We start from the raw sequence: 18,864 nt of genomic DNA on the forward strand, positions 1-18,864 counted from the left end.
TGCCTAACGTCCCGACAGGACCAGTCCCGCCGCCCCGAGCAGGGCTCCGGTGTCCGAGGCCTCGCCCAGCACGACGCTCGGGGTCTCGGAGCCGGTCAGGGCGTCGGCCCGCAGCCGCGCCTCCACCAGGGCACGGAACGGCTCACCGCCGTCGAGTGCCTCCCCGTGCAGCACGAACAGGCCGCATGCGAACAACTGCTGGACCGTCGCGAGGCCCAGCACCAGGTTCTCGGCGTAGCGCTCGACAAGGTTCCGCGCGACCGGGTCCTGCGACGCGGTGAGCGCCCCCAGCGAGGCGAGCTGCGGCGCCAGTCCACGCTCGGCGGCCCGCTCACGCAGCCAGCGGGTGGTGGCCACGGTCTTCCAGCAGCCGCGGCGCCCACAGGTGCAGGGCTCGCCACTGGCCGTGACGGTCATGTGCGCGCCGCTGCGCCCACCGGCCGGGGCCAGCACGTCGCCGTCGTACAGGATGCCGACGCCGAGCACCTCGCCCGTGGACACCGACGCGAAGGAGCGCCGTCCCCGTCCGGCGCCGAACCAGCGGTCCCCCAGCACCTGTACGCGTGCCCGGTGCTCGACCCGCACGGGCGCGCCCACCAGCGCCGCCACCCGGTCGGCGACCGGGTATCCGCTCAGCGCCGGGGCGTCGTTGACCTCCAGGATGCGTCCGGCACCCGGGTCCACCACGCCGGCCGCGGCCACACCCACACCCACCGGGCGGTGCCCGGCGAACACCGCCACCGCCCGCTCGAGGGCGGCGTCCACCCCGTCCGGCGACGCGTCGTCCGTGTCGTAGAACGCCTCGGTCCGGCCCAGTACGACGCCGGTGCGGGAGAGCCGCGCGGCTCGCACCACACCCGGCAGCACCTCCACGGCGCCCAGCACGCCCTCGTCCCCACTCACCCTGGCATCCGGCACCGGATCGGGGACCAACCGCAAAGGAAAACGTTCATGCGCCATGCGCCGACTCTGTCACGCCGCCGAAGCGGGCGGGCAGGGGCATGACTCACCGGAATCTGACGGAGGCGACCTGGCGCGAAACGCGCGCCGCCGCCGGAGACGCCATCGCCGTCCTGCCGATCGGCTCGCAGGAGCAGCATGCCGGGCATCTGCCGATGGGCACGGACACGATGCTCGCCGACGCGGTCGTCAGCCGTGCCCTGGACCTGCTGACCGAGGAGGCCGGCCCCGGCACCCCCGTGCCCGACCTCGTCAGGCTCCCGACGCTGCCGTACGGGCACAGCCCGCACCATCTGTTCGCCGCGGCGCTCACGCTGTCGGCCCCGGTGCTCGGCACCGTGCTCGACGAGCTGCTCGACTCCCTCGCGGAGTGCGGGTACGGCCGCGTCCTCGTCGTCAACGGGCACGGCGGCAACGACGAGATCGTCCGCCTCGCCGTCAAGCGCTTCGCGCTGCGCGCCGAGGTGACGGCGGCGGCGTGCTCGTACTGGACACTCCTCGACACGGTCGAGACAGAGGAAGCCACGGTCGAGACGGAGGACGCGACGGTCGAGGACGCGGGCGCCGCCGGCGCCGGGAGCGACACCGCCGTGTCCCCGTGCAGAGCGGGCGACCGGGCCGGTCTCGTGCCCGGGCACGCCGGCTGGTTCGAGACGTCGCTGATGCTCGCCGCCCATCCGGAACTGGTGCGCGCCAAGCGTCCCGCACAGCCGCCGGTCGAACCGCCACCCCTGTTCGACAAGCCCCCGTACCCGGGCCTGACTGTCGAGCGGCACGGCGAATGGGAGCGGGTCGGCGGCGCCACCGACGACGCCGCCGGGGCCGACGCCCGCGACGGCGCCCGCCTGCTGGACCGCTGCGCCCGCGGGCTGGCCCGCGCGGTCCTCGCCTTCGACGCCGCCACCCGCCCCACCGCTTGACCCATCCCGTGTCGCCCCGGGCGACCGTGACCCTGAGGAACAAGAACCACATGAAGATCACCGACGTCGATGTCCACGTCGTCAACCTGCCCCTGGTCAACCCGTTCACGAGCTCCTTCGAGACCAAGACCGGCGAGACCCGCACGGTGGTGCGCATCCGCACCGACTCCGGCATCGAGGGCTGGGGCGAGACGATGTGGGGCCGGCCGGTCGCCGCGATCGTCCGCAACCTCGCCGAGGACCTGATCGGCACCAGCCCGTTCGCCTTGGAGGCCTTCCACCGCAGGCACCACATGGTGCCGTTCTTCTACGGCTACCTCGGCTACGCGGCCCTCGCCGCCCTGGACGTGGCCTGCTGGGACGCCATGGGCAAGGCGACGGGCCAGTCGGTCACCGACCTGCTCGGCGGCGCCGTACGCGACGAGGTCCCCCTGACTGCGCTGATCACCCGCGCCGACGCTCCGGGGGCCCTGCCGGGCGACCTGCCCGGCGCCCTCGCCGAGCACACGGAGCGCGTGGTGCGCGAGGGCGGGTTCCAGGCCGTCAAGCTCAAGGGCACCACGGACGTGCAGGGCGACGTGGCGATCCTGCGGGCTCTGCGCGAGACCCTGCCGGAGGTGAGCCTGCGTGTCGACCCGAACGCCGCGTGGTCCGTGCCGGACTCGGTACGCGCCGGTATCGCCCTGGAGGAGCTGGACCTCGAGTACCTGGAGGATCCCTGCACCGGCATCGAAGGCATGAGCCAGGTCCGCGCCAAGGTCCGCATCCCGCTGTGCACGAACATGTGCGTCGTCCGGTTCGAGGACTTCGCGCCGGCGGTCCGGCTGGGCGCGGTCGACGTGATCCACGGTGACGTCTACAAGTGGGGCGGCATCGCCCCCACCAAGGCGCTGGCCGCACACTGCGAGACCTTCGGTCTCGGTATGAACCTGCACAGCGGCGGCGAGCTCGGCATCGCCACCGCCGCACACCTCGCGGTGGTCGCCAGCACCCCGGTGCTGTCGCGCGCCATCGACTCCATGTACTACCTGCACGCGGACGACATCATCGAGCCGCTCACCCTGCGCGAGGGGCGTCTGACGGTCCCCACGGGCCCGGGTCTCGGCGTCACCGTCGACGAGGACAAGCTCCGCCACTACGCCGCGGTCAACGAGCGCGAGGGAGACCTGCAGCGATGACCACCCACACCCACCCCACCCCGCTCCGCGCGCTCTCCACGGAGCGGGCACCCGCGCCCGCCGGCGGTTACAGCCAGGGCATCGCCGCGGGCCCCTATGTGTTCACCTCGGGGTTCGGTCCGCAGGACCCGCAGACCGGCGCCGTCGCCGACACCGTGGAGGAGCAGACCCGCCAGGTACTGCGGAACGTGCGGTCCGTCCTGGAGGAGGCCGGGCTCGGTCTGGACGACGTGGTGAAGGCCACGGTGCATCTCCAGCACCTGCACCGCGACTTCGCCGGCTTCGACCGGGTCTACCGCGAGCACTTCACCGATCCCCGGCCCGTGCGCACCACGGTCGGCTCGGATCTCATGAACATCCTGGTGGAGATCGACGTGGTCGCCCTGCGCCGCCCGGACCCGGCCGGCTGAGCGTTCGCGTACGGCCGGTGGGGTGCGAGTCGCGCAGCCGGCGACCCGCACCCCACCGGCCAGGTTCTCTGGTGCCGTTCGTGCGGGCACTGCGTTCCGTCTTCGGGTGGCCTTGCGAGCGCGGCAGGAGCGCCGATCGTTGACCTTGCGGCCGCTGACGGGCAGGCCGGCGGTGGCCTGCCCGTCAGCGGCCAGATGACTCTTCGTGGTCAGTCCGCCTCGGGAGGCCCGACGGGCGGCCGGTCACCACCAGGTTGCCGTCCGGGGTGCGCCGCGCGAGGTCGCCGGTGCGGAGGTAACCGTCGGTGGTGAAGGCGTGTGCGTTGCGGTCGGGTGCCCGGTAGTAGCCCCGCACGGTGTACGGACCGCGTGTGAGGAGTTCACCGGGCTCCCCTTCGGGCACGTCCTTGCCGTCGACGTCGACGATGCGGATCTCATCGTCGGGCGACAGGGGGCGGCCCTGCGTGGTGAGCACGGTCTCGTCCGGATCGGTGGGCCGGGTGAGAATGAGCAGCCCCTCAGCCATGCCGAAGACCTGCTGCAGGCGACAACCCAGTTCGGGGGCGATCCGTTCCGCCGTCGCCCGGTGCACGGGCGCGTCGCCGATCTGCACGAGACGCAGACTGCTCAAGTCGGCCTGAACCGTGGGAAGCGCGTCGAGCCAGAGCTGGGCCACGGCGGGCATCACCGACGTGACGGTGACCCGCTCTCGTTCGATGACCGGAAGGCATTCAGCGGGTCCCGAGTTCTCGGCCAGGACGACGGTGCCGCCTACGGACAAGGTGCCTACGATGCCGGGGCAGCCGAAGGCGAAGTGGAACTCGGCGGGCAGCGCGGCGAGATACACGTCGTCCTCGGTGAGCGACACCAACTCGGCGGCGGCCCGCGCCTGGTAGGCGTAGTCGTTGTGAGTGCGCGGAATGAGCTGGGGCGCCGAGGTGGCTGCGCCGGAGAGCAGGAAGAAGGCCACCTGGTCGGCGCTCCGTGCAACTGCCCGCTCGGGCGGGGCGTCGATGGAGCCCAGCGGAAAGTAGTGGCAGCCCGACGCGTCGACCGTAAGGCCCCCGTACGAGGAAGGGACTCCTGGCTCCTCAAGGGTGAACACCCGGCGCAGGAAGGGTCCTTGGGCCGCGACCTCACCGGCCATCGCCATGTGGTCGAATCCCTGGTGCTTCGACGGACCGACGTAGCCGACGGCCTGGGTGACGTGCACGATGTGGGACACCTCGGACGCGCGGTGCGAGACCGGGCAGAACACGGGAACCGCGCCGAGGCGCATCAGCGCGAACACGGTGACGACAAACTCCGGAACGTTCGGCAGCTGGACAACGACCCGTTGCCCCGACCTCAGGCCGCGCAGCCGGAATCCGGCCGCCATGCGATCCACGCGCCGGTTCAGGTTCGCGTACGTGATGCGGGTGCCGTCATGGACGAGCGCGGTCCGCGGCCCGTACTGCAGGGCGCAGCCGCGCAGCAGGTTGTCCAGCGTGCTGCCACGCCAGTGCCCGGCTGCCCAGTAGCGGTCGACGAACTCCTCGGGCCAGGGAGTGCAGCCGTCGAGCATGGATGCCATTCGCTTCTTTCTGTACCAGTTTCCGAACCGGGATCCGTACGGGTCGTGTCGCGCCGAAAGGGGGCGAGAGGCGGGACCGCGGGGATCCCGACACATCGCCCCCGCTGCGAACCTGGGGAGCAACCCGCCGCCCTGACCTCGGCAAGCCAATCCACCAACACCCTTATGTGCAATGCGCTTTCCCGACGACGCGCGCTGAGTTCCCTCGGCAGAAGGTCCAATGAGCGCCACTGACCGGGAGGGATGGTGGTAGGAGAACCCTGAGGACCGCGCTCGTGTCCAGGCTCCCTGACTCGGATCTCCGGAGGTGTCAGCGCATGACCGTTCAGATGGCGTCCAGCGCCAGCCCCTTCGTCTTCGGGCCGAGGAGCCCCACGTTGAGGCACAGGAGCACCATCAGTACGGCGGACCCGGCGAACACCGCGGTCGCGCCGAGGTCGTCGAGGACGCTCAGTGCGATGAACGGCAGGATCACGGAGACCAGTCGCGACAGCGAGTACGCGATGCCGATGGCACTGCTGCGCAGGTTCGTGGGGAAGATCTCGGCCTGGTAGACGTGGAACGCGTTGGAGAAGACGTTGCTGCAGACGGTCAGCAGGAAGCCGCTTCCCACGATCAGCCAGGCCGCGTCGGCGAACCCGAACAGAAGACCGAAGAAGGCCTGGCCGAGGGCCGCGACGATGATGAGGGTACGGCGCTCGAACCGCTCGATGAGCGGAATCGACAGGGCGGAACCCAGCGGGTAGCCGCAGAAGCTGAGCGCCGCGTAACCGAGTGAGGCGGTCGTCGAATGGCCCTTGGCGGCAAGGACGACGGGAGCCAGGGAACCGAAACCGTAATAGCCGACGGTCTGCAGGACCTGGAAGATCCACCACATGACGGTGCGGCGGCGGTACGGCGGCTGGAACATCCTGCGCAGGGGAACCCGCACGGTGGGGACCGTCTCGGTCTCGCTCTTGCTGTCGCTCTCGCTCTTGCTCTTGCTCTCGCTCTTGCTCTTGCTCTCGGCGTGGGCCTGGGCCTCGGCCTTTCGCTGCGCGGGCACTTGGCGTGCGCCGGCAGTCCCCGGTTCGTTGAGTGTCTCGATGCGCGCGACGACAGCCTCGGCCTCCGCACGGCGCCCCCTGGCCTCCAGCCATCGCGGGGACTCGGGGAGAGCGCGCCGCATCCACTGGATGCAGAAGGCGCCGAGCGCGCCGGCCACCAGCAGCCAGCGCCAGCCGGAGACCCCGGCGATCTCGTGCTCCGCCACCAGGCGCGCACCGAGCAGCGCCGCCAGTGGCACGCCGAGGAACCCGACGGTGTAGGCCCAGGCGATGTACCGTCCGCGCACGGCCGTCGGCAGCAGCTCGGAGAGGTACGTGTCGACGAGCACGAGTTCGGCGCCGAGCCCGAGTCCCGCGAGGAACCGCGCCGCCACCAGCCAGTTCACGTCTGGCGCGGCGGCGCACAGCAGGGAGAACGCGGAGTACATACCGAGGTTGACCAGGAACATCTGACGCCGGCCGAAACGGTCGGCCAGCAGTGACATGACGTTGGCGCCGACGAACATCCCCAGGAACCCGGCGGCGATGATCCACGACTTCTGAGTGTGGCTCAGATGCCAGGGCTCGGCGAGCGCAGCGGCAAGCACACCGCCGAGAAACACCTCGTAGAGGTCGAAGAAGGCACCGACACCGACTATCGCCGTGAGGCGTCGATGCCAGGGACCGGGGCGCAGGACCTCGAGGCGGCGGGACACCGATGAGGGAGAGCCGGCGGTGGAGGGGGCGGTTTGCGTCATGTGCCTGTCAGCTCCTTTCAAGTGTCTGCAAGGTACATGCATGCGGTGCGACGTGACCATGGCCGCAGCGTCGTCCGGCACCGGGACCCGCGGACGGGCGACGGGCGACCCGACTGAACCCTCGCTGCGCCGCATAGGGGTCAGCCGGTTCGGGCCGGTTCTTTCGGGATCGCCGACACGCACAGCCACGCAAGTCCTGCGTCGGCCAGGTAGGCGGGCGCGCCGATGGCCATGCTGGTGCGCAGCCCGGGGGCTTCGGCGTCCACGGGGCAGCGCTCAGGCCCCGGCGCCGGGAAGGGTGATGGAGCGGAACATTTCTTCGCCCAGCTGATCCCGGATCAGCGTGTCGATCCTGTTGGCCTGCGGGACATGAACGAAGGGCCTCCATGGGTAGATGCGGTCATTGATCCATGGAGTCTTCCAGTCGGTCGTACCGGTGAAGAATTTCTGCGCAAACTTCGCTGTGCGAGATGCCGGAAATTCTTCCTCGACCTCCAGGCATCCGCTCACGCATACATCTACATACGACTGAACAAGGGGAAATTCCTCACTGACGTACCTACGCGACGCGCTTCCGAAATACCAGAAAGTTCCGGGTGGCGGGGCCGATCTTCCGTCCAGCATGGTGATGTCACGAGGAGGAATGCGGAGCAGCTTGTATCCCTTCTCCCTGTCGGCGAATACCTTCAATTCGTCTTGCGCCACCTGGAAGATCACGCCGTTGCAGGTCGCACCGCGATCCGGAAAGGCTCCCAAATACGTGGGCCCCCAACTGACAGTGTCGACCCGGTCGTACCAGCCACGCGTGATGCCTTTGACAGAGACAGGGAAGCACTTACCGGCTTTCGGCCAGGTCTCCTCTCGGGATTCCTTTTGAATCAATGACCCATAACCGAAAATGAACTGACCGCTGGGACCGGATTCCCTTGCCTCGGCTTCTGCCGGGCCCTGCTGAATGGTGCAACCCGTGGCAGCCGCACCGAGACCCAGGACTGCAATGCCTCCGAGTATCCTGCGCCGCCCCACTTCAGCCTCATATTTCATGGCCATTATGTTTACGCCCTGGCTGCGGGGTGTCGAGAACGACGCGCAGAGCCTTCGGGTTGTTGTCCACACGGTCGGGGACCGGAAGCGCCTGGGCGCGGCGGGCCGAGAGGCCGCCGCGCCCAGGCGCAGTGTGTGCCAGCCCGACGAGGGGTCGGTGGCTCACTCCCGCACGGCGCCGCTGAGCATGCCGCGGATGAACTGGCGCTGGAAGAAAATGTAGAGCACGACGATCGGCACCGAGATCAGCACGGCACCGGCGGAGAGCAGGTTGTCCTGGACGGCGTACCGGTTGGAGAACGCGCCGAGGCCGAGGGTCATCGGCTGGTGCCCCGGGTCGGAAAGCATGATCAAGGACAGGAAGTAGTCGTTCCAGGTCCACATGAAGCTCAGCAGCACGAAGGTGATCACCGCCGGCTTGGCGATCGGCAGGTGGATGCGCCACAGCTGGGTCCAGGAGTTGGCGCCGTCGATCTCGGCGGACTCGGCGAGCGCGGGCGGCACGGCGCGGAAGGCGGCGCGCATCCAGAAGGCGCCGAAGCTCACCCCGAGCCCCGTGTGGGCGAGGATGATCCCCTTGTAGGTGTCGGTGAGGCCGTAGGCCAGGAAGTCGTAGTAGAGCGGCACGATGATGGTCTCCATCGGGACCATCAACCCGACCAGGAGCAGCGGGAAGAGCCACTTCTCGCCGGCCACACCGAGGACGCCGAAGGCGTAGCCGCTCATCACGGCGAGCACGGTGGAGACGGCGACCACGCCGCCGCTGATGATCAGGCTCGACTTCAGGTACTGGGTGAAGTCGGCCTGTGCCCAGGCGGTGGCGAAGTTGCCCCAGTGCGGGCTGGACAGATCCAGCGTTCCCGTGGGGTTGGGGCTGACCGCGACCCCGATGATCCAGGCGACCGGGAAGAGCACGCCGACGGCGACGGCCGTCAGGATCGCGTAGTTGAACACCTTTTCCTGGGTGGAGATCATCGGGACCTGTCCTCGGAGAGCTTGAGGATCACCAGCGCGACGGCCAGCGACACGGCGGCGAGGACGACGCCGACGGCAGCTGCCGTGCCGATGTCCGGGTTGGCGAAGGCACGCTGGTAGAGCACGATCGTGGGGGTGATCGTCGACGTCCCGGGTCCGCCCCTGGTGGTGAGCCAGACGATGTCGAAGACCCGGATGGCGCCGAGCGCGGAGAGGGTGAGGGCCACGGCGAGCTGGCCGCGCAGCCCCGGCAGTGTCACGGTGAAGAACTCCCGTACCGCGCCCGCGCCGTCGACCCGCACCGCGTCGTACAGCTCGGTGGGGATCGACTGTGTGCCGGAGACGAAGAGCACCGTGCACAGACCGAACGCCGCCCAGGTCCCGGCGAGGCCCAGCGCGGGCAGCGCCCAGGTGTAGTCGCTGAGCCAGCCCCGGGTGAGGGCCTCGAGGCCGAAGGCGCGCAGCACGGAGTTGACCGGGCCGTCGGGGGCGTAGATCCGCTTCCACACGATCGCGGTGACGGCGGGAGTGAGTACCTGTGGCAGGAAGAGCACCCATCGATAGACCGCGGCGCCGCGGACGTCCTTGCGGGAGGTGAGCGCGGCGGTGAGCAGGCCGAGGGTGATGGGCAGCACCGCGAAGAAGGCGATGAAGACAAGGGTGTGCTCGACCGCCTGGCGCAGCTGCGGATCGCTCAGGAAGCCCGTGTAGTTGGAGAATCCGGCCCACGTGGCGGGGGTGACACCGTCCCAGTGGAAGAGGGAGACGTATCCGCCCTGGACGGTCGGGACGATCACCACGAGCGCGTAGGCCGCGAGGGCGGGCGCCAGGTAGGCCAGGCCCAGCCAGGGCTTGCGCCGCTGGTACGCGCGGCGGGTCCGGGCCGAGGAGCGTGTGGTGGCGGGTGCGGGGATGGTCCGGGGTGGCGCGGCCGGGTGTCCGTCGGTTGTCGCCATGGTCGCCTACTTCGCCTTCCGGGTCTTCTGGAACTGGGCGTAGTCGTCCTGGGTCGCCTTGACGACGTCGGCGGCCGACGCCTTTCCGGCGAGCAGGTCCGTCATGTGCGTGGTCATGGTGTTCAGCAGCGTGGGGGTGGCCCAGTCGAGGTAGGGAACCGCCGAGTCGTTGTCGGAGACCTGTGCCGCGATCTTCACCTCGTCGGCGAGCAGTGGATCGTGGTCCGGGGGCAGTTCGGGCGTGGAGAGCATGGGCATGGATCCGACCTGCGTGGCGATTCTGGCCGCTTCGGGGCTCGCCATGAAGTTCAGGAAGGCGGCCGCGGCGTCGGGGTGTTTCGTCTTCGCGGCTATGGAGAAGTTGCTCGCGGCCGCGAACGTCACGACCGGATCGCCGCCATGAGCGCGGGGCAGTACGAAGGAGCCCAACTTCTTGCTGTCGCCCTGCTGCAGCGGCAGGGACCCGGAGTAGTCGAACCGGAACAGTGCCTTGCCGTCGACGAACGCCTGCGCCGCGTCCTGGCCGGGGACCGCGGCGAAGTCCTTGGTGAAGTACCCCTTGCCCGCCCACTCCTTGAGCTTGGCGACGGCCTCGGGAAAGCCCGTCCTGCCGACGCTCATGTCCCCGCGCGAGTAGGTGAAGTCGGCGATCTTGTCCCGGTCGCCGAAGGAGTTGATCAGGCTGAACAGAGTGGCCGTCACGCCGCCCTGCTCGAGGTTGCCCACGGCGACGGGGGTGATACCGGCCGCCTTGGCCTTGCGCATGTTCTCTTCGAACTGCGCGAGGGTCCGGGGCACGTGGCCACCGGTCCGCTTCAGCAGCGAGCGGTTGTAGTAGACCTCGACGGCGGAACCGCGGGCGATGGGGGCGCCGAAGAGCGAGCCGGTCCCCATCTCCTTTCCGTCGGGGGCGAATTGGTGCTCCTCCTGGATGGAGGTGGGGAACGCCTTCTTCCAGCCGTAGGCCTCGGCGTAGGGGTCGAGGTCGAGCACAAGACCTCCCTTGGCGAGGGTGCCGAGGGACTGCCAGCCGTTGTTCGCCGGGACGATGTCCGGAGGGTCGGCCGCCCGCAGCTTCAGTGGGAGGGACTTCATGACGTCGTCCCAGCTCTGCGCGGTGCGATCCACCGTGATCTGCGGGTACTTACGCTCGAAGGCGGTGACGATCCGTTCCATCCAGGCCTTGTCGGGCCCGCCGGCGAAGTAGTCGAGCACCCGTATGCGGGTCTTGCCCATGGCGCCCGGGTCGGTGACCACCCTGCCCGCGCCCGCCTGGCCGGCCGCCGTGCTGTTCGACATGCCGGGCACGCACCCCGAGAGCATGACGGCGGCGAGCGGTGCGGCCATGGCGCTGATCCACATTGATCCTTTGCGCGCGAACACGGCGCCTCCTGTGGTCTCGTGGTGCGGGCGAGCTTAAGAGCAGCAGACCAGTTAGTCCAGAGTTTGTTATCATGTCGCCGAGATGAGACCAGTGGCACCAGATACCGGGGAGGTGGCCCTCGTGCAGGCCGAGGAACCAGTGGGCCAGGAGCAGGCGGTGGGCACGGCGGTCGCGCAGACCTACCGCAAACTCGGGGACGCCCTGCGCCGGGGCTCGTTCCCCCCGGGGAGCCGCCTTCCCGGCGAGCGCGATCTCGCGACGAGCCTCGGGGTCAGCCGCTCCACGCTGCGCGTCGCCCTCGGGCTGCTCAACGACGAGGGCCGCCTCGAACGCTCCTCACAGCGTGGCTGGTTCGTGGCGCGTGAAGTGGTGGGGGAACCTCCGAGCACCCTGCAGAGCTTCTCGGAGATGGCGCGGGCACGCGGGCTGACCGCGCAGGCGAGAGTCCTGCAGATGCGGGAGCGCCCGGCCACGTTCGAGGAGGCGGAGCGACTGCGCATCGCCCCGGCGGCCCGCGTGGTCGAACTGCGCCGCCTTCGCTCGATGGACAACGTGCCGATCTGCCTCGATGTCAGCGTCGTCGCCAACGCCCCGGCGCTGGCCTCGCTCGACATGACGGACCGTTCGCTGTACGAGGCGCTGGAGCATGAGTGCGGGATCCGGATCGCGCGCAGCTCCTACACCGTGCGGGCGGACGCCGCCGACGAGCAGACAGCAGAACTGCTCGGCATCGATGCGGGGGCGCCCGTGCTCATCGGGGACGAGGTCGCCTACACGGCCGACGAAACCCCCGTCCTCGCCGGGGCGATGTCCTATCGCAGTGACGCCTACCGCTTCCAGGCCGACCTGTTCCGTCCCCTGTAGGGCGGCTTGGGAGCGACCCCGGGGCAGCCTCCCCGGGCAGGCGTCAGGTGGCCAGGAACTCCTTGGGCGGCAGGGTCGCGGCGATCCGGTCGGTCACCGCAGGGGTGACGGGGATGCCGGACTCGCCCAGGGCGTCCAGGGCCGCGCCCGCGACCGGTGGGACGACCGCGCGATGCGGGACGACGCCCGGCACATGGCCGTCGAGCTCGGCCAGCAGGGCATCGGCGACGGGCGACTCGACGGCCATCAGGACCGAGCCGGAGAGCACCACACTCACCTTCCCCGGGCCGTCCGCGAGGCCGGCCTTGCGCGCGGCCACACCCGCGTACATCGCCAGGCGCCGTCCCTGCTCGCGCACGATGACCTGCGCGACCTGGTCACCTGCCTCCGCCGCGGCGGTGACCACCCGCGCGGCCCGCGGCTTCTCCTGCCACGGAGCCGCGCCCTCGCGGCGGGTGAACCAGCGGTTGAGCTCGAAGACGCTGGACCTGCCGAAGAACTCCAGCAGCCCCTCGGTCAATGATGTCTTCGACCCCAGGCCGAGGTCGGCGAGGTAGACGGCCTTGAGCGCCTCCTCGGCCAGGCCCGCCGCCCCCATGGAGTGCTGGGGCCACCAGCCCAGGTCCCACACCGCGCCACCCGGACCGCGCGCCGCGACGGCCGCGGCGGTGCCGGCGATGACCGCGACCCCCACCCCCGACGGCTCGCCGCAACGGATCGCGGCGTAGCCGTCGTTGAGGATCGAACGCCGGCGCAGCGTGGGGTACTTCTCGCGCAGCGCGGTGTCCCAGAACGCGCAGTCCTCGGGCCAGTCGACGCCGGCAAGCCGGAACGCCGCCCCGGCGATGCCGGCCATGGCGACGCCTGCCCCGGCCAGCGCGTCGCCGACCGCCGCGGCCACCTCGGCCACGGCGTCGGACGACGTGGGCGCCCCGTAGATGTCGCCGCAGCCCGAGCGGCCGTAGCCGACAATCTCGCCGGCGGCCGTGCACACCAGCGCGGCCGTCTTGCTGTTGCCGGCGTCGACGCCGAGGTAGAGCTCTCCCATGGTTACGGCAGCAGCCTCTCCGGCAGCCACTGGCGCTGGGCCACCGCCATCTCGTCGTAGAGTGCCTCGGCCACCGTGAGCGACGGGACGAGCGGGTTGGCGGCCATGGCGCGCACGGCGTCGGCGCGGGTGCCGTCCCAGGCGGCCCTGGCGGCGAGGATCTGGTACTGGGCGAGGGCCTGAGTGATCCCGAGCACCGAGTTCGGCAGGGGGCGCTGCTGCTCGGGGTGGAAGCCCTTGGCGTCCACGGTGCCCCACACCTCCACGACGGTGGACTCGTCGAACCCGGGCAGGAAAAGGCCGGTGTTGGGGATGTTGAACGGGAGCCGGGCGCCGGTGTCGTTGTAGAAGGCGCTGATCGCGTCGATGGCGAGCTCGAGCTCGTGGATGCCGCCGCGGGAGCGTGAGGGGTCCAGCTCCGGAGCGTCGGAGGCCGCCTGCTCGTGGTAGTGGTCCCAGTAACCGGGCAGCTCGGACAGGATGGTCTCGGAGCGCGTCATCGGCGACAACTGGAGCTCGCGCAGGCGCTCTTCGCGGAAGTAGTAGTAGAGGAAGTAGTCGGACGGAATGGACTCCATCGTGACGGCCAGGTGCAGCACCCGCTTGAGGTGCAGGTCGACGGTCGGGTCGTCCTTGACGGCCTTCCACCGCTCGCGCAGGATCGGGAAGACGTCCTCGCCGTCGTACGTCGCCTCGTTCGACCAGCAGTTGTGGTTGACGCCGACCAGGTTGGCCTTGAGCTTGTCCGGGTCGAGACCTGCCGCCCTGGCGACGACGGGCGGGAAGCAGATCGGGCCCTCGCAGAAGGACACAATCGGGATGTCGGTGTTGTCCGCCACCGCCTGCGAGACGATGTTGACCGGGTTCGTGTAGTTGAAGATCCGCGCCCTGGGGGCGACTTGGGCGAGGTTCTCACACAGCTGCCGCATGATCCGCACGGAGCGCAGCGACATCATCATCCCGCCGGGCCCTTGCGTCTCCTGGCCGATGACGCCGTGCTTGAGCGGGATCCGCTCGTCCAGCGCCCGGGCCTCGAAGCCGCCTGGGCGGAAGCTGGAGAGCACCGCGTCGACGTCGCGCAGCCCCTCACGCTGGTCGGTGGCGGTCGTGACGGTGATGTCCAGACCTGCGTTGCGGGCCATCTTCTCGGTGATCGTCTTCACGACCTCGAGACGGTCGGGGTCGAGATCGATCAGCACGAACTCCGAGCCGTCGAACTCCTCGCCGTGGTGCATGAACGAGGCCATCGTGCCGGGTGCGCGTGAGGAACCGCCACCGAGGTACGCGAGCTTGATGCGGGCCATCTCTCTCCTTGGGTGGGCTTGCCGTCAGCCGTGTGCGGCGGCGGTGTCGAGGAAAAGCCAGGGCCGGGCGCAGTCACTGAGTACCGTGGCCGGCCAGTCGGACTGGTAGCGGTCGGCCGCGCCGAGACGCCGGGCGGTCAGGGCCTTGTCCGCCCCGTGGGCCACCATGACGGCGCGCGCGGACTGCTCCTTGATGGTCGCGATGCCGACGGTCACGCCGTGGCGCGGTACGTCGTCGAGGCCGCCGAACGTCGGGAACGTGGCCAGGTTGTCGCGGCGGGTCTGCTCGGCGAGCGGGGTGATGTGAGTACGGGTCGAGACTGCGGTGCCCGGCGGGTTGAAGGCGATGTGCCCGTCGCCCGCGCCCGAGGCGAGGATGAACAGGTCGATGCCGCCGAGGCCGGCGATTCGCTTGTCGTACTCCTCGGGGTCCGCGGGGTCGGGCACCCAGAGCCGGTCGCGGTCGATTCCGCGCCCCGCGCCCACAGCCTCGTTGAGCCGCTGCACGATCTCCACCAGCCCGAAGCGGAGGCACGAGTGGGGCAGCGACGGGTCGATGCGCCGGAAGCCGCCCGTGGCCTCGTCGCGCTCCAGGTACTCGTCCATCATGACGATCGTGACGTGACCCAGGTCCAGGGCGCGTCGGGCGGCCTCGTCGGCGAGCGCGCGGTAGGTGGACAGGGCGCTGCGTCCGCCGGGGCAGCCGAGAGCATACGGCCGGCCCTCGTGGGCCGCCTCCCCGATCTCGTCAGCGATCTCCGCCGCGAGGGCGCGCCCCAGGGCTTCCGGGTCGTCGAACACGATCGGCGATACGCGCACCAGGCCAGCTCCTCTGCATACCAGTTATGCCAGAGAGGCTAGCTTGGGCCGACTGGTCTGAACAAGAGGTTCTTGCGTTCGCGTATGCCGAACCCATGGATATCGTCCCGACTGCGCTTGAGCGCCCGGCAGTGTGTTCGCCCCCGCCCGTTGACCTTTCCTCCAGAACCGACTGTGCACACTGCCGGTACTTGGTGAACTGAGTGGATGAAGATCCTGCCCCCGCGCGTCCTCCGGGCTCTTGAGCGGTTCAACGCCACCTACCCCTGGGATCACAACGCCCACTACCATCGCTGGATCCTGCGGCAACTGCCGAGACGCTTCCCCCGCGCTCTGGACGTCGGTTCAGGCAGCGGTGACCTTGCAAGGCTCCTGGCCGGACGTGCCGCCTCCGTCCAGGCAGTCGATTCCGATCCGGCGATCTCCGTCCAGGCGCGCAAGCTGACTCCTGATGCGCTTCCCGTGACCTTCACCGTGGCCGATGCAATTGCCGAGTTCCCTGCCGGCCCCTACGACGCCATCACGTGCGTCGCCACGATCCACCACTTGCCGTTCACCGAGGCGCTCACCCGTTTCCGCCGTCATCTCGCGCCGCGAGGGACCTTGATCGTCGTCGGCCTGTGCCGCGCTCAGACCCCGGTGGACTACTTGCTCGGTGTCATCGCGATGCCGGCCAACGCCGCCACGGGCTGGCTGAAGAACAAAGGCCGCCCGTCACCCCGACCCGTCTCCATGACGGCCCGCACACGCTCAGCGGACATGACCTTTGACGACATCGTCCGGGAAGCCAGAAACGTCCTCCCCGGCGCGCGCCTGCGACGACGGCTGTTCTGGCGCTACACGCTCGTGTGGAGACGCCCCTGAGCAGCCTCGGACTTCTTCAACCAGCGCTCTGTGCCAGGGCTTTACGGTTCAGGCCCTGAGCCTTCATGGTGATGAGTGTCCTTCGAGCAGGAGCTCCAGCGCTCCCAGACCGTCGTCGCGCCGTTGTCCACAGAGTGGAGCCAGGACGGCACGGCGTTCTGGTGCGGCAGCTTGTAGGCGAGGTCGGCGCGGCCTTCGTCGGTGAGGACGGGAGCCAGGACGTTGCCGCCCAGGAAGCGGGTTGAGGGCTTCAACGCGCGGCCGATGAGTGCGTTTCCCGACATACCCCCCGGAAGACCGTCGTCGGCTGGTCGATGTGGCGCACTGCCTCACTGCCTACTGGGAACAGCAGGTCTTCGTCGAAGCTGAAGACGAGCACACGGCCCGGCGCCCCTCCCTGCACCCAGTCTTCAAGGAGGTAGCAGCCCATCTGCGCCATGACCGTGAGCCGTTCATCCGCGAGTTGCTCGCTTCCGGATGGACGACTGCCAGACAGCGTCGACGAGAGGTCAGGTGGTGGCCAGTAGCAGGTCCTCTCCGCTTGACGGGCGAAGGCCGTCGGTGCGATCGGCGAAGTAGCGCTCGGCGAGCAAGGCTCCAGACACGTGTCGGACGTCTTTGAAGCCGGCTCCGTGGGCCAGTGTCAGCATTTCCTGCGGGGTGTAGAAGCTGATGAACGGTGTTGCGGATGCTTGCGCGCCTTCCTTGCTCGCCCGCAGGCCGGGGCGGTCGGCGGCATCGACAAGTTCGGTCGGCAGCAGGAATGTCATGGCGAGCGTCGAGCCAGGTGCGAGTTCGGCAATCTGGCGCAGGGTGGCCGCGGTGGCGTCCTTGGTGAGGTACATGGTGACGCCGGTGGAGACGATGACCGTCGGCCGGCCAGGATCGAAGCCGGCAGCGGCCAGCTGCCCGGACCAGGACGCACTGGCCTCGAAGTCGACCGGCACCAGGTGCAGCCAGTTGGGGATGCCATAGCCGAGTTCGACCAGGCGTTGGCGCTTCCACGCCTGAGGGCGGGGCTGGTCGACCTCGAAGATCCGAAGGCGGGAGGCGAGTTCCGGCCTGCGCTGGGCGAAGGTGTCCAGGCCGGCTCCCAGGATGACGTACTGGGTCACGCCGTGGTCTGCCTGCTCGGCGATCAGGTCCTCGATGAAGCGAGCGCGGGCGACGATGGCCGCCCGGAACCCGCTGGTGGTCTGGGGGTCCATGTCCGGGCGGTCGCGCCAGTCATCACCGGGGCCTGCCAGCTGCAGGCCGATCTCGTCCTCGACCACATGCGGGGGCGGGTCGACCTGGACGTGCATCGCCCGCCAGAGGGCGGTCCGCACCGCGCTGCTGTCCGGTGCCTCGGTCTGCTCGTCTGCCATGGTGTGCCTCTTTCGTTGCGGTCAGTTCTTGGCGGGAGCCTGGAGGCTTCAAAGTCGCCCGTCGGGGTCGCGGACAGTCATCTCCTTGGTCCCGTAATGGGTGTCCTCGAACGGCGTGACCATCTCGACCACAGGATCGAGGCGGAACTCGTCCGCATCCGGCACCTTCAGCATGATCCGCGTCTGCGGCTCTCGGTTCTCGGGGAGCCACCGTGGCGTCCAAGGACGTGGCATGTACCGAGCGACGGAGCGGCAAGGCGGCGCGTTCGAGCGTCGACGCCGGCCGGCGGGGAAAGCGGATGGGCCCTCAGACGTGCGGCAGCCCGCTGACGTCGAGCGGTACCGCCCCCACACGGTATCCCCGCTCGTCCAGCAGATGACCGTTCAACTTCATCGGCCACAGGGCCACCGCCCTGTCGGCGACGGTCAGCCCGGGCACGCGCTCTGCGAGCCGCACCTCGAAGCGCTGGGCATCGTCGAGCGAGCGGACCCAGGCAACGAGTTTGAGATTGTGACGGGAGATCACCCCGGCACACAGACGCACCTCGCGCATGCCGGTGACCTGCGCGGACACGGCCCGAAGGTCCCCGGGCGCGACCTGACCCCACAAGTACACCGACACCGGCCACTGCGACAGGGGGCGCGCCACCTCGCACCGCGTCTGCACCATGCCCGCCGCGAAGAGCCGGCCCATCCGGCGGCGGACGGTGTCGGCACTCACCTCGCAGGCGTCCGCGAGAGCGCGATACGTGGCACGCCCGTCGACCGACAGCGCGGCGACGAGACGGTGGTCGAGGGCGGTGAGCGGGAACACCGGCGCGTCGGGACCCACCGCCTCCTCCGCCGTGAGGCGGGAGATCTGGTCCCCGTCGAGCGCGCGCAGGCGCCACCTGCTCCCCTCCGCGTAGACGGTGCTCGCCAGGTGAGTACGGGTCGTGACGATGCCGTCCATCGAGCCGAGCCGGTGGGTCACCCAGCGCGTGAGCGCGACCTGGTCCGGCGCCATGACCGTCAGGAGCAGGTCGCGGTCGCCGCTGACGTGCGCGACGGCGGACACGTGTCGCTCCTCGGCGAGTTCGCGGGCGACCGACGGCAGGCTGCCGTTCGCGCAGTCGACCTCGACGAAGGCCAGGCAGCCCTGGCCTGACGTCGCCATGGCCGGTGCGGGGTGGCAGCTGATCCAGGCCGCGCCCGTGTCGGTGAGCCGGTTCCAGCGCCGGGCGACCGTCACGGCGTCCATGCCGAGCGCGGCGCCGATCCGGGCCCAGCCGGCCCGCGGCGCGATCTGGAGCGCGTGCACCAGAGCTTGATCCACGTGGTCCAGCGCATGCATGGAATCCTGCGTCATCACGCCGCTCCTGCGTCTTCCCTGGGAGTTTCGACTTCGAAGTGCCTCATGGCATCAGTCTGGCCTC

18 protein-coding genes and 2 pseudogenes are annotated in these 18,864 nt (G+C 69.6%); 5 read left to right on the plus strand and 15 right to left on the minus strand.

What is annotated here, in order from left to right:
• Nucleotides 1-3: 3 nt before the first annotated feature.
• Nucleotides 4-960, minus strand: a complete 957-nt coding sequence (locus tag OG758_RS02635) for an ROK family protein (protein WP_382059806.1) — start codon at nt 958-960, stop codon at nt 4-6.
• A 41-nt stretch (nt 961-1,001) separates the two neighbouring features.
• On the opposite strand from OG758_RS02635, the gene OG758_RS02640 reads away from it, so the two are divergent.
• The 3 genes from OG758_RS02640 to OG758_RS02650 are packed head-to-tail and all read left to right on the plus strand — an operon-like array spanning nt 1,002 to nt 3,468.
• The gene (locus tag OG758_RS02640) at nt 1,002-1,880 is read left to right on the plus strand and encodes a creatininase family protein (RefSeq protein WP_326708403.1); all 879 of its coding nucleotides are present in this window, start codon (nt 1,002-1,004) and stop codon (nt 1,878-1,880) included.
• Between the two features lie 50 nt (nt 1,881-1,930).
• Nucleotides 1,931-3,058, plus strand: a complete 1,128-nt coding sequence (locus OG758_RS02645) for a mandelate racemase/muconate lactonizing enzyme family protein (protein ID WP_326708404.1) — start codon at nt 1,931-1,933, stop codon at nt 3,056-3,058.
• Nucleotides 3,055-3,468 carry a RidA family protein gene (locus tag OG758_RS02650; protein WP_326708405.1) on the plus strand — a complete coding sequence of 138 codons (414 nt, stop codon included), beginning with the start codon at nt 3,055-3,057 and terminating at the stop codon, nt 3,466-3,468. Before OG758_RS02645 ends, OG758_RS02650 begins: the two co-directional genes overlap by 4 nt.
• A gap of 184 nt (nt 3,469-3,652) precedes the next feature.
• Here the strand turns inward: OG758_RS02650 and OG758_RS02655 are convergent, their stop codons facing one another.
• The 7 genes from OG758_RS02655 to OG758_RS02685 all read right to left on the minus strand — a co-directional run bounded on the left by OG758_RS02655 (nt 3,653) and on the right by OG758_RS02685 (nt 11,182).
• Nucleotides 3,653-5,041, minus strand: a complete 1,389-nt coding sequence (locus OG758_RS02655) for a (2,3-dihydroxybenzoyl)adenylate synthase (protein WP_326708406.1) — start codon at nt 5,039-5,041, stop codon at nt 3,653-3,655.
• 325 nt (nt 5,042-5,366) lie between these two features.
• On the minus strand, nt 5,367-6,824 hold the full coding sequence (locus tag OG758_RS02660) for an MFS transporter (protein WP_326708407.1): 1,458 nt from the start codon (nt 6,822-6,824) through the stop codon (nt 5,367-5,369).
• 140 nt (nt 6,825-6,964) lie between these two features.
• Nucleotides 6,965-7,090, minus strand: coding sequence for a hypothetical protein (locus OG758_RS02665; RefSeq protein ID WP_326708408.1), 126 nt, complete (start codon nt 7,088-7,090; stop codon nt 6,965-6,967).
• A 10-nt stretch (nt 7,091-7,100) separates the two neighbouring features.
• Nucleotides 7,101-7,868, minus strand: coding sequence for a gamma-glutamylcyclotransferase family protein (locus OG758_RS02670; RefSeq protein ID WP_326708409.1), 768 nt, complete (start codon nt 7,866-7,868; stop codon nt 7,101-7,103).
• Between the two features lie 162 nt (nt 7,869-8,030).
• Nucleotides 8,031-8,843, minus strand: coding sequence for a carbohydrate ABC transporter permease (locus OG758_RS02675; protein ID WP_326708410.1), 813 nt, complete (start codon nt 8,841-8,843; stop codon nt 8,031-8,033).
• Nucleotides 8,840-9,799 (minus strand): carbohydrate ABC transporter permease, encoded by a 960-nt coding sequence (locus OG758_RS02680; protein WP_326708411.1) that lies wholly within the window; start codon nt 9,797-9,799, stop codon nt 8,840-8,842. The genes OG758_RS02675 and OG758_RS02680 overlap by 4 nt, the downstream gene beginning before the upstream one ends.
• A 6-nt stretch (nt 9,800-9,805) precedes the next feature.
• A complete protein-coding gene (locus OG758_RS02685) occupies nt 9,806-11,182 on the minus strand; it encodes an ABC transporter substrate-binding protein (RefSeq protein ID WP_326708412.1) in 1,377 nt (458 codons plus the stop codon).
• A gap of 112 nt (nt 11,183-11,294) precedes the next feature.
• Between OG758_RS02685 and OG758_RS02690 the strand changes: the two genes are divergently transcribed.
• Nucleotides 11,295-12,047: a GntR family transcriptional regulator gene (locus OG758_RS02690; RefSeq protein WP_326708413.1), complete on the plus strand. Its 753-nt coding sequence runs from the start codon at nt 11,295-11,297 to the stop codon at nt 12,045-12,047.
• A 43-nt stretch (nt 12,048-12,090) separates the two neighbouring features.
• Here OG758_RS02690 and OG758_RS02695 read toward each other — a convergent pair whose 3' ends face one another.
• Genes OG758_RS02695 through OG758_RS02705 form a run of 3 tightly spaced genes read right to left on the minus strand, consistent with a single transcriptional unit; the run spans nt 12,091 to nt 15,218 of the window.
• On the minus strand, nt 12,091-13,095 hold the full coding sequence (locus OG758_RS02695) for a BadF/BadG/BcrA/BcrD ATPase family protein (RefSeq protein WP_326708414.1): 1,005 nt from the start codon (nt 13,093-13,095) through the stop codon (nt 12,091-12,093).
• Nucleotides 13,096-13,097: 2 nt separating this feature from the next.
• Nucleotides 13,098-14,399, minus strand: a complete 1,302-nt coding sequence (locus OG758_RS02700) for a family 4 glycosyl hydrolase (protein WP_326708415.1) — start codon at nt 14,397-14,399, stop codon at nt 13,098-13,100.
• 24 nt (nt 14,400-14,423) lie between these two features.
• On the minus strand, nt 14,424-15,218 hold the full coding sequence (locus OG758_RS02705; protein WP_326708416.1) for a 6-phosphogluconolactonase: 795 nt from the start codon (nt 15,216-15,218) through the stop codon (nt 14,424-14,426).
• Nucleotides 15,219-15,425: 207 nt separating this feature from the next.
• Here OG758_RS02705 and OG758_RS02710 point away from each other — a divergent pair, with 207 nt between their 5' ends.
• A complete protein-coding gene (locus tag OG758_RS02710) occupies nt 15,426-16,082 on the plus strand; it encodes a class I SAM-dependent methyltransferase (protein ID WP_326708417.1) in 657 nt (218 codons plus the stop codon).
• 50 nt (nt 16,083-16,132) lie between these two features.
• Here OG758_RS02710 and OG758_RS02715 read toward each other — a convergent pair.
• The 4 genes and pseudogenes from OG758_RS02715 to OG758_RS02730 all read right to left on the minus strand — a co-directional run.
• Nucleotides 16,133-16,327 (minus strand): annotated as a pseudogene (locus OG758_RS02715) (alpha-L-rhamnosidase-related protein); the annotation flags it as partial.
• Between the two features lie 264 nt (nt 16,328-16,591).
• Nucleotides 16,592-17,449 (minus strand): class I SAM-dependent methyltransferase, encoded by an 858-nt coding sequence (locus OG758_RS02720; RefSeq protein ID WP_326708418.1) that lies wholly within the window; start codon nt 17,447-17,449, stop codon nt 16,592-16,594.
• 48 nt (nt 17,450-17,497) lie between these two features.
• Nucleotides 17,498-17,656, minus strand: a pseudogene (locus OG758_RS02725) (VOC family protein); the annotation flags it as partial.
• A gap of 100 nt (nt 17,657-17,756) precedes the next feature.
• The gene (locus OG758_RS02730) at nt 17,757-18,797 is read right to left on the minus strand and encodes an Lrp/AsnC family transcriptional regulator (protein ID WP_326708419.1); all 1,041 of its coding nucleotides are present in this window, start codon (nt 18,795-18,797) and stop codon (nt 17,757-17,759) included.
• Nucleotides 18,798-18,864 lie beyond the last annotated feature (67 nt).

The sequence above is a fragment of the Streptomyces sp. NBC_01474 genome (assembly GCF_035918215.1).
Taxonomy (GTDB): Bacteria; Actinomycetota; Actinomycetes; order Streptomycetales; family Streptomycetaceae; genus Streptomyces; species Streptomyces aureus.

What these genes read in the sequence shown, in the direction of transcription:
- OG758_RS02635 (WP_382059806.1), bottom strand. Translation starts at nt 960, where the DNA reads ATGGCGCATGAACGTTTTCCTTTGCGGTTGGTCCCCGATCCGGTGCCG.
- OG758_RS02640 (WP_326708403.1), top strand. Translation starts at nt 1,002, where the DNA reads ATGACTCACCGGAATCTGACGGAGGCGACCTGGCGCGAAACGCGCGCC.
- OG758_RS02645 (WP_326708404.1), top strand. Translation starts at nt 1,931, where the DNA reads ATGAAGATCACCGACGTCGATGTCCACGTCGTCAACCTGCCCCTGGTC.
- OG758_RS02650 (WP_326708405.1), top strand. Translation starts at nt 3,055, where the DNA reads ATGACCACCCACACCCACCCCACCCCGCTCCGCGCGCTCTCCACGGAG.
- OG758_RS02655 (WP_326708406.1), bottom strand. Translation starts at nt 5,041, where the DNA reads ATGGCATCCATGCTCGACGGCTGCACTCCCTGGCCCGAGGAGTTCGTC.
- OG758_RS02660 (WP_326708407.1), bottom strand. Translation starts at nt 6,824, where the DNA reads ATGACGCAAACCGCCCCCTCCACCGCCGGCTCTCCCTCATCGGTGTCC.
- OG758_RS02670 (WP_326708409.1), bottom strand. Translation starts at nt 7,868, where the DNA reads ATGAAATATGAGGCTGAAGTGGGGCGGCGCAGGATACTCGGAGGCATT.
- OG758_RS02675 (WP_326708410.1), bottom strand. Translation starts at nt 8,843, where the DNA reads ATGATCTCCACCCAGGAAAAGGTGTTCAACTACGCGATCCTGACGGCC.
- OG758_RS02680 (WP_326708411.1), bottom strand. Translation starts at nt 9,799, where the DNA reads ATGGCGACAACCGACGGACACCCGGCCGCGCCACCCCGGACCATCCCC.
- OG758_RS02695 (WP_326708414.1), bottom strand. Translation starts at nt 13,095, where the DNA reads ATGGGAGAGCTCTACCTCGGCGTCGACGCCGGCAACAGCAAGACGGCC.
- OG758_RS02700 (WP_326708415.1), bottom strand. Translation starts at nt 14,399, where the DNA reads ATGGCCCGCATCAAGCTCGCGTACCTCGGTGGCGGTTCCTCACGCGCA.
- OG758_RS02710 (WP_326708417.1), top strand. Translation starts at nt 15,426, where the DNA reads ATGAAGATCCTGCCCCCGCGCGTCCTCCGGGCTCTTGAGCGGTTCAAC.
- OG758_RS02720 (WP_326708418.1), bottom strand. Translation starts at nt 17,449, where the DNA reads ATGGCAGACGAGCAGACCGAGGCACCGGACAGCAGCGCGGTGCGGACC.
- OG758_RS02730 (WP_326708419.1), bottom strand. Translation starts at nt 18,797, where the DNA reads ATGACGCAGGATTCCATGCATGCGCTGGACCACGTGGATCAAGCTCTG.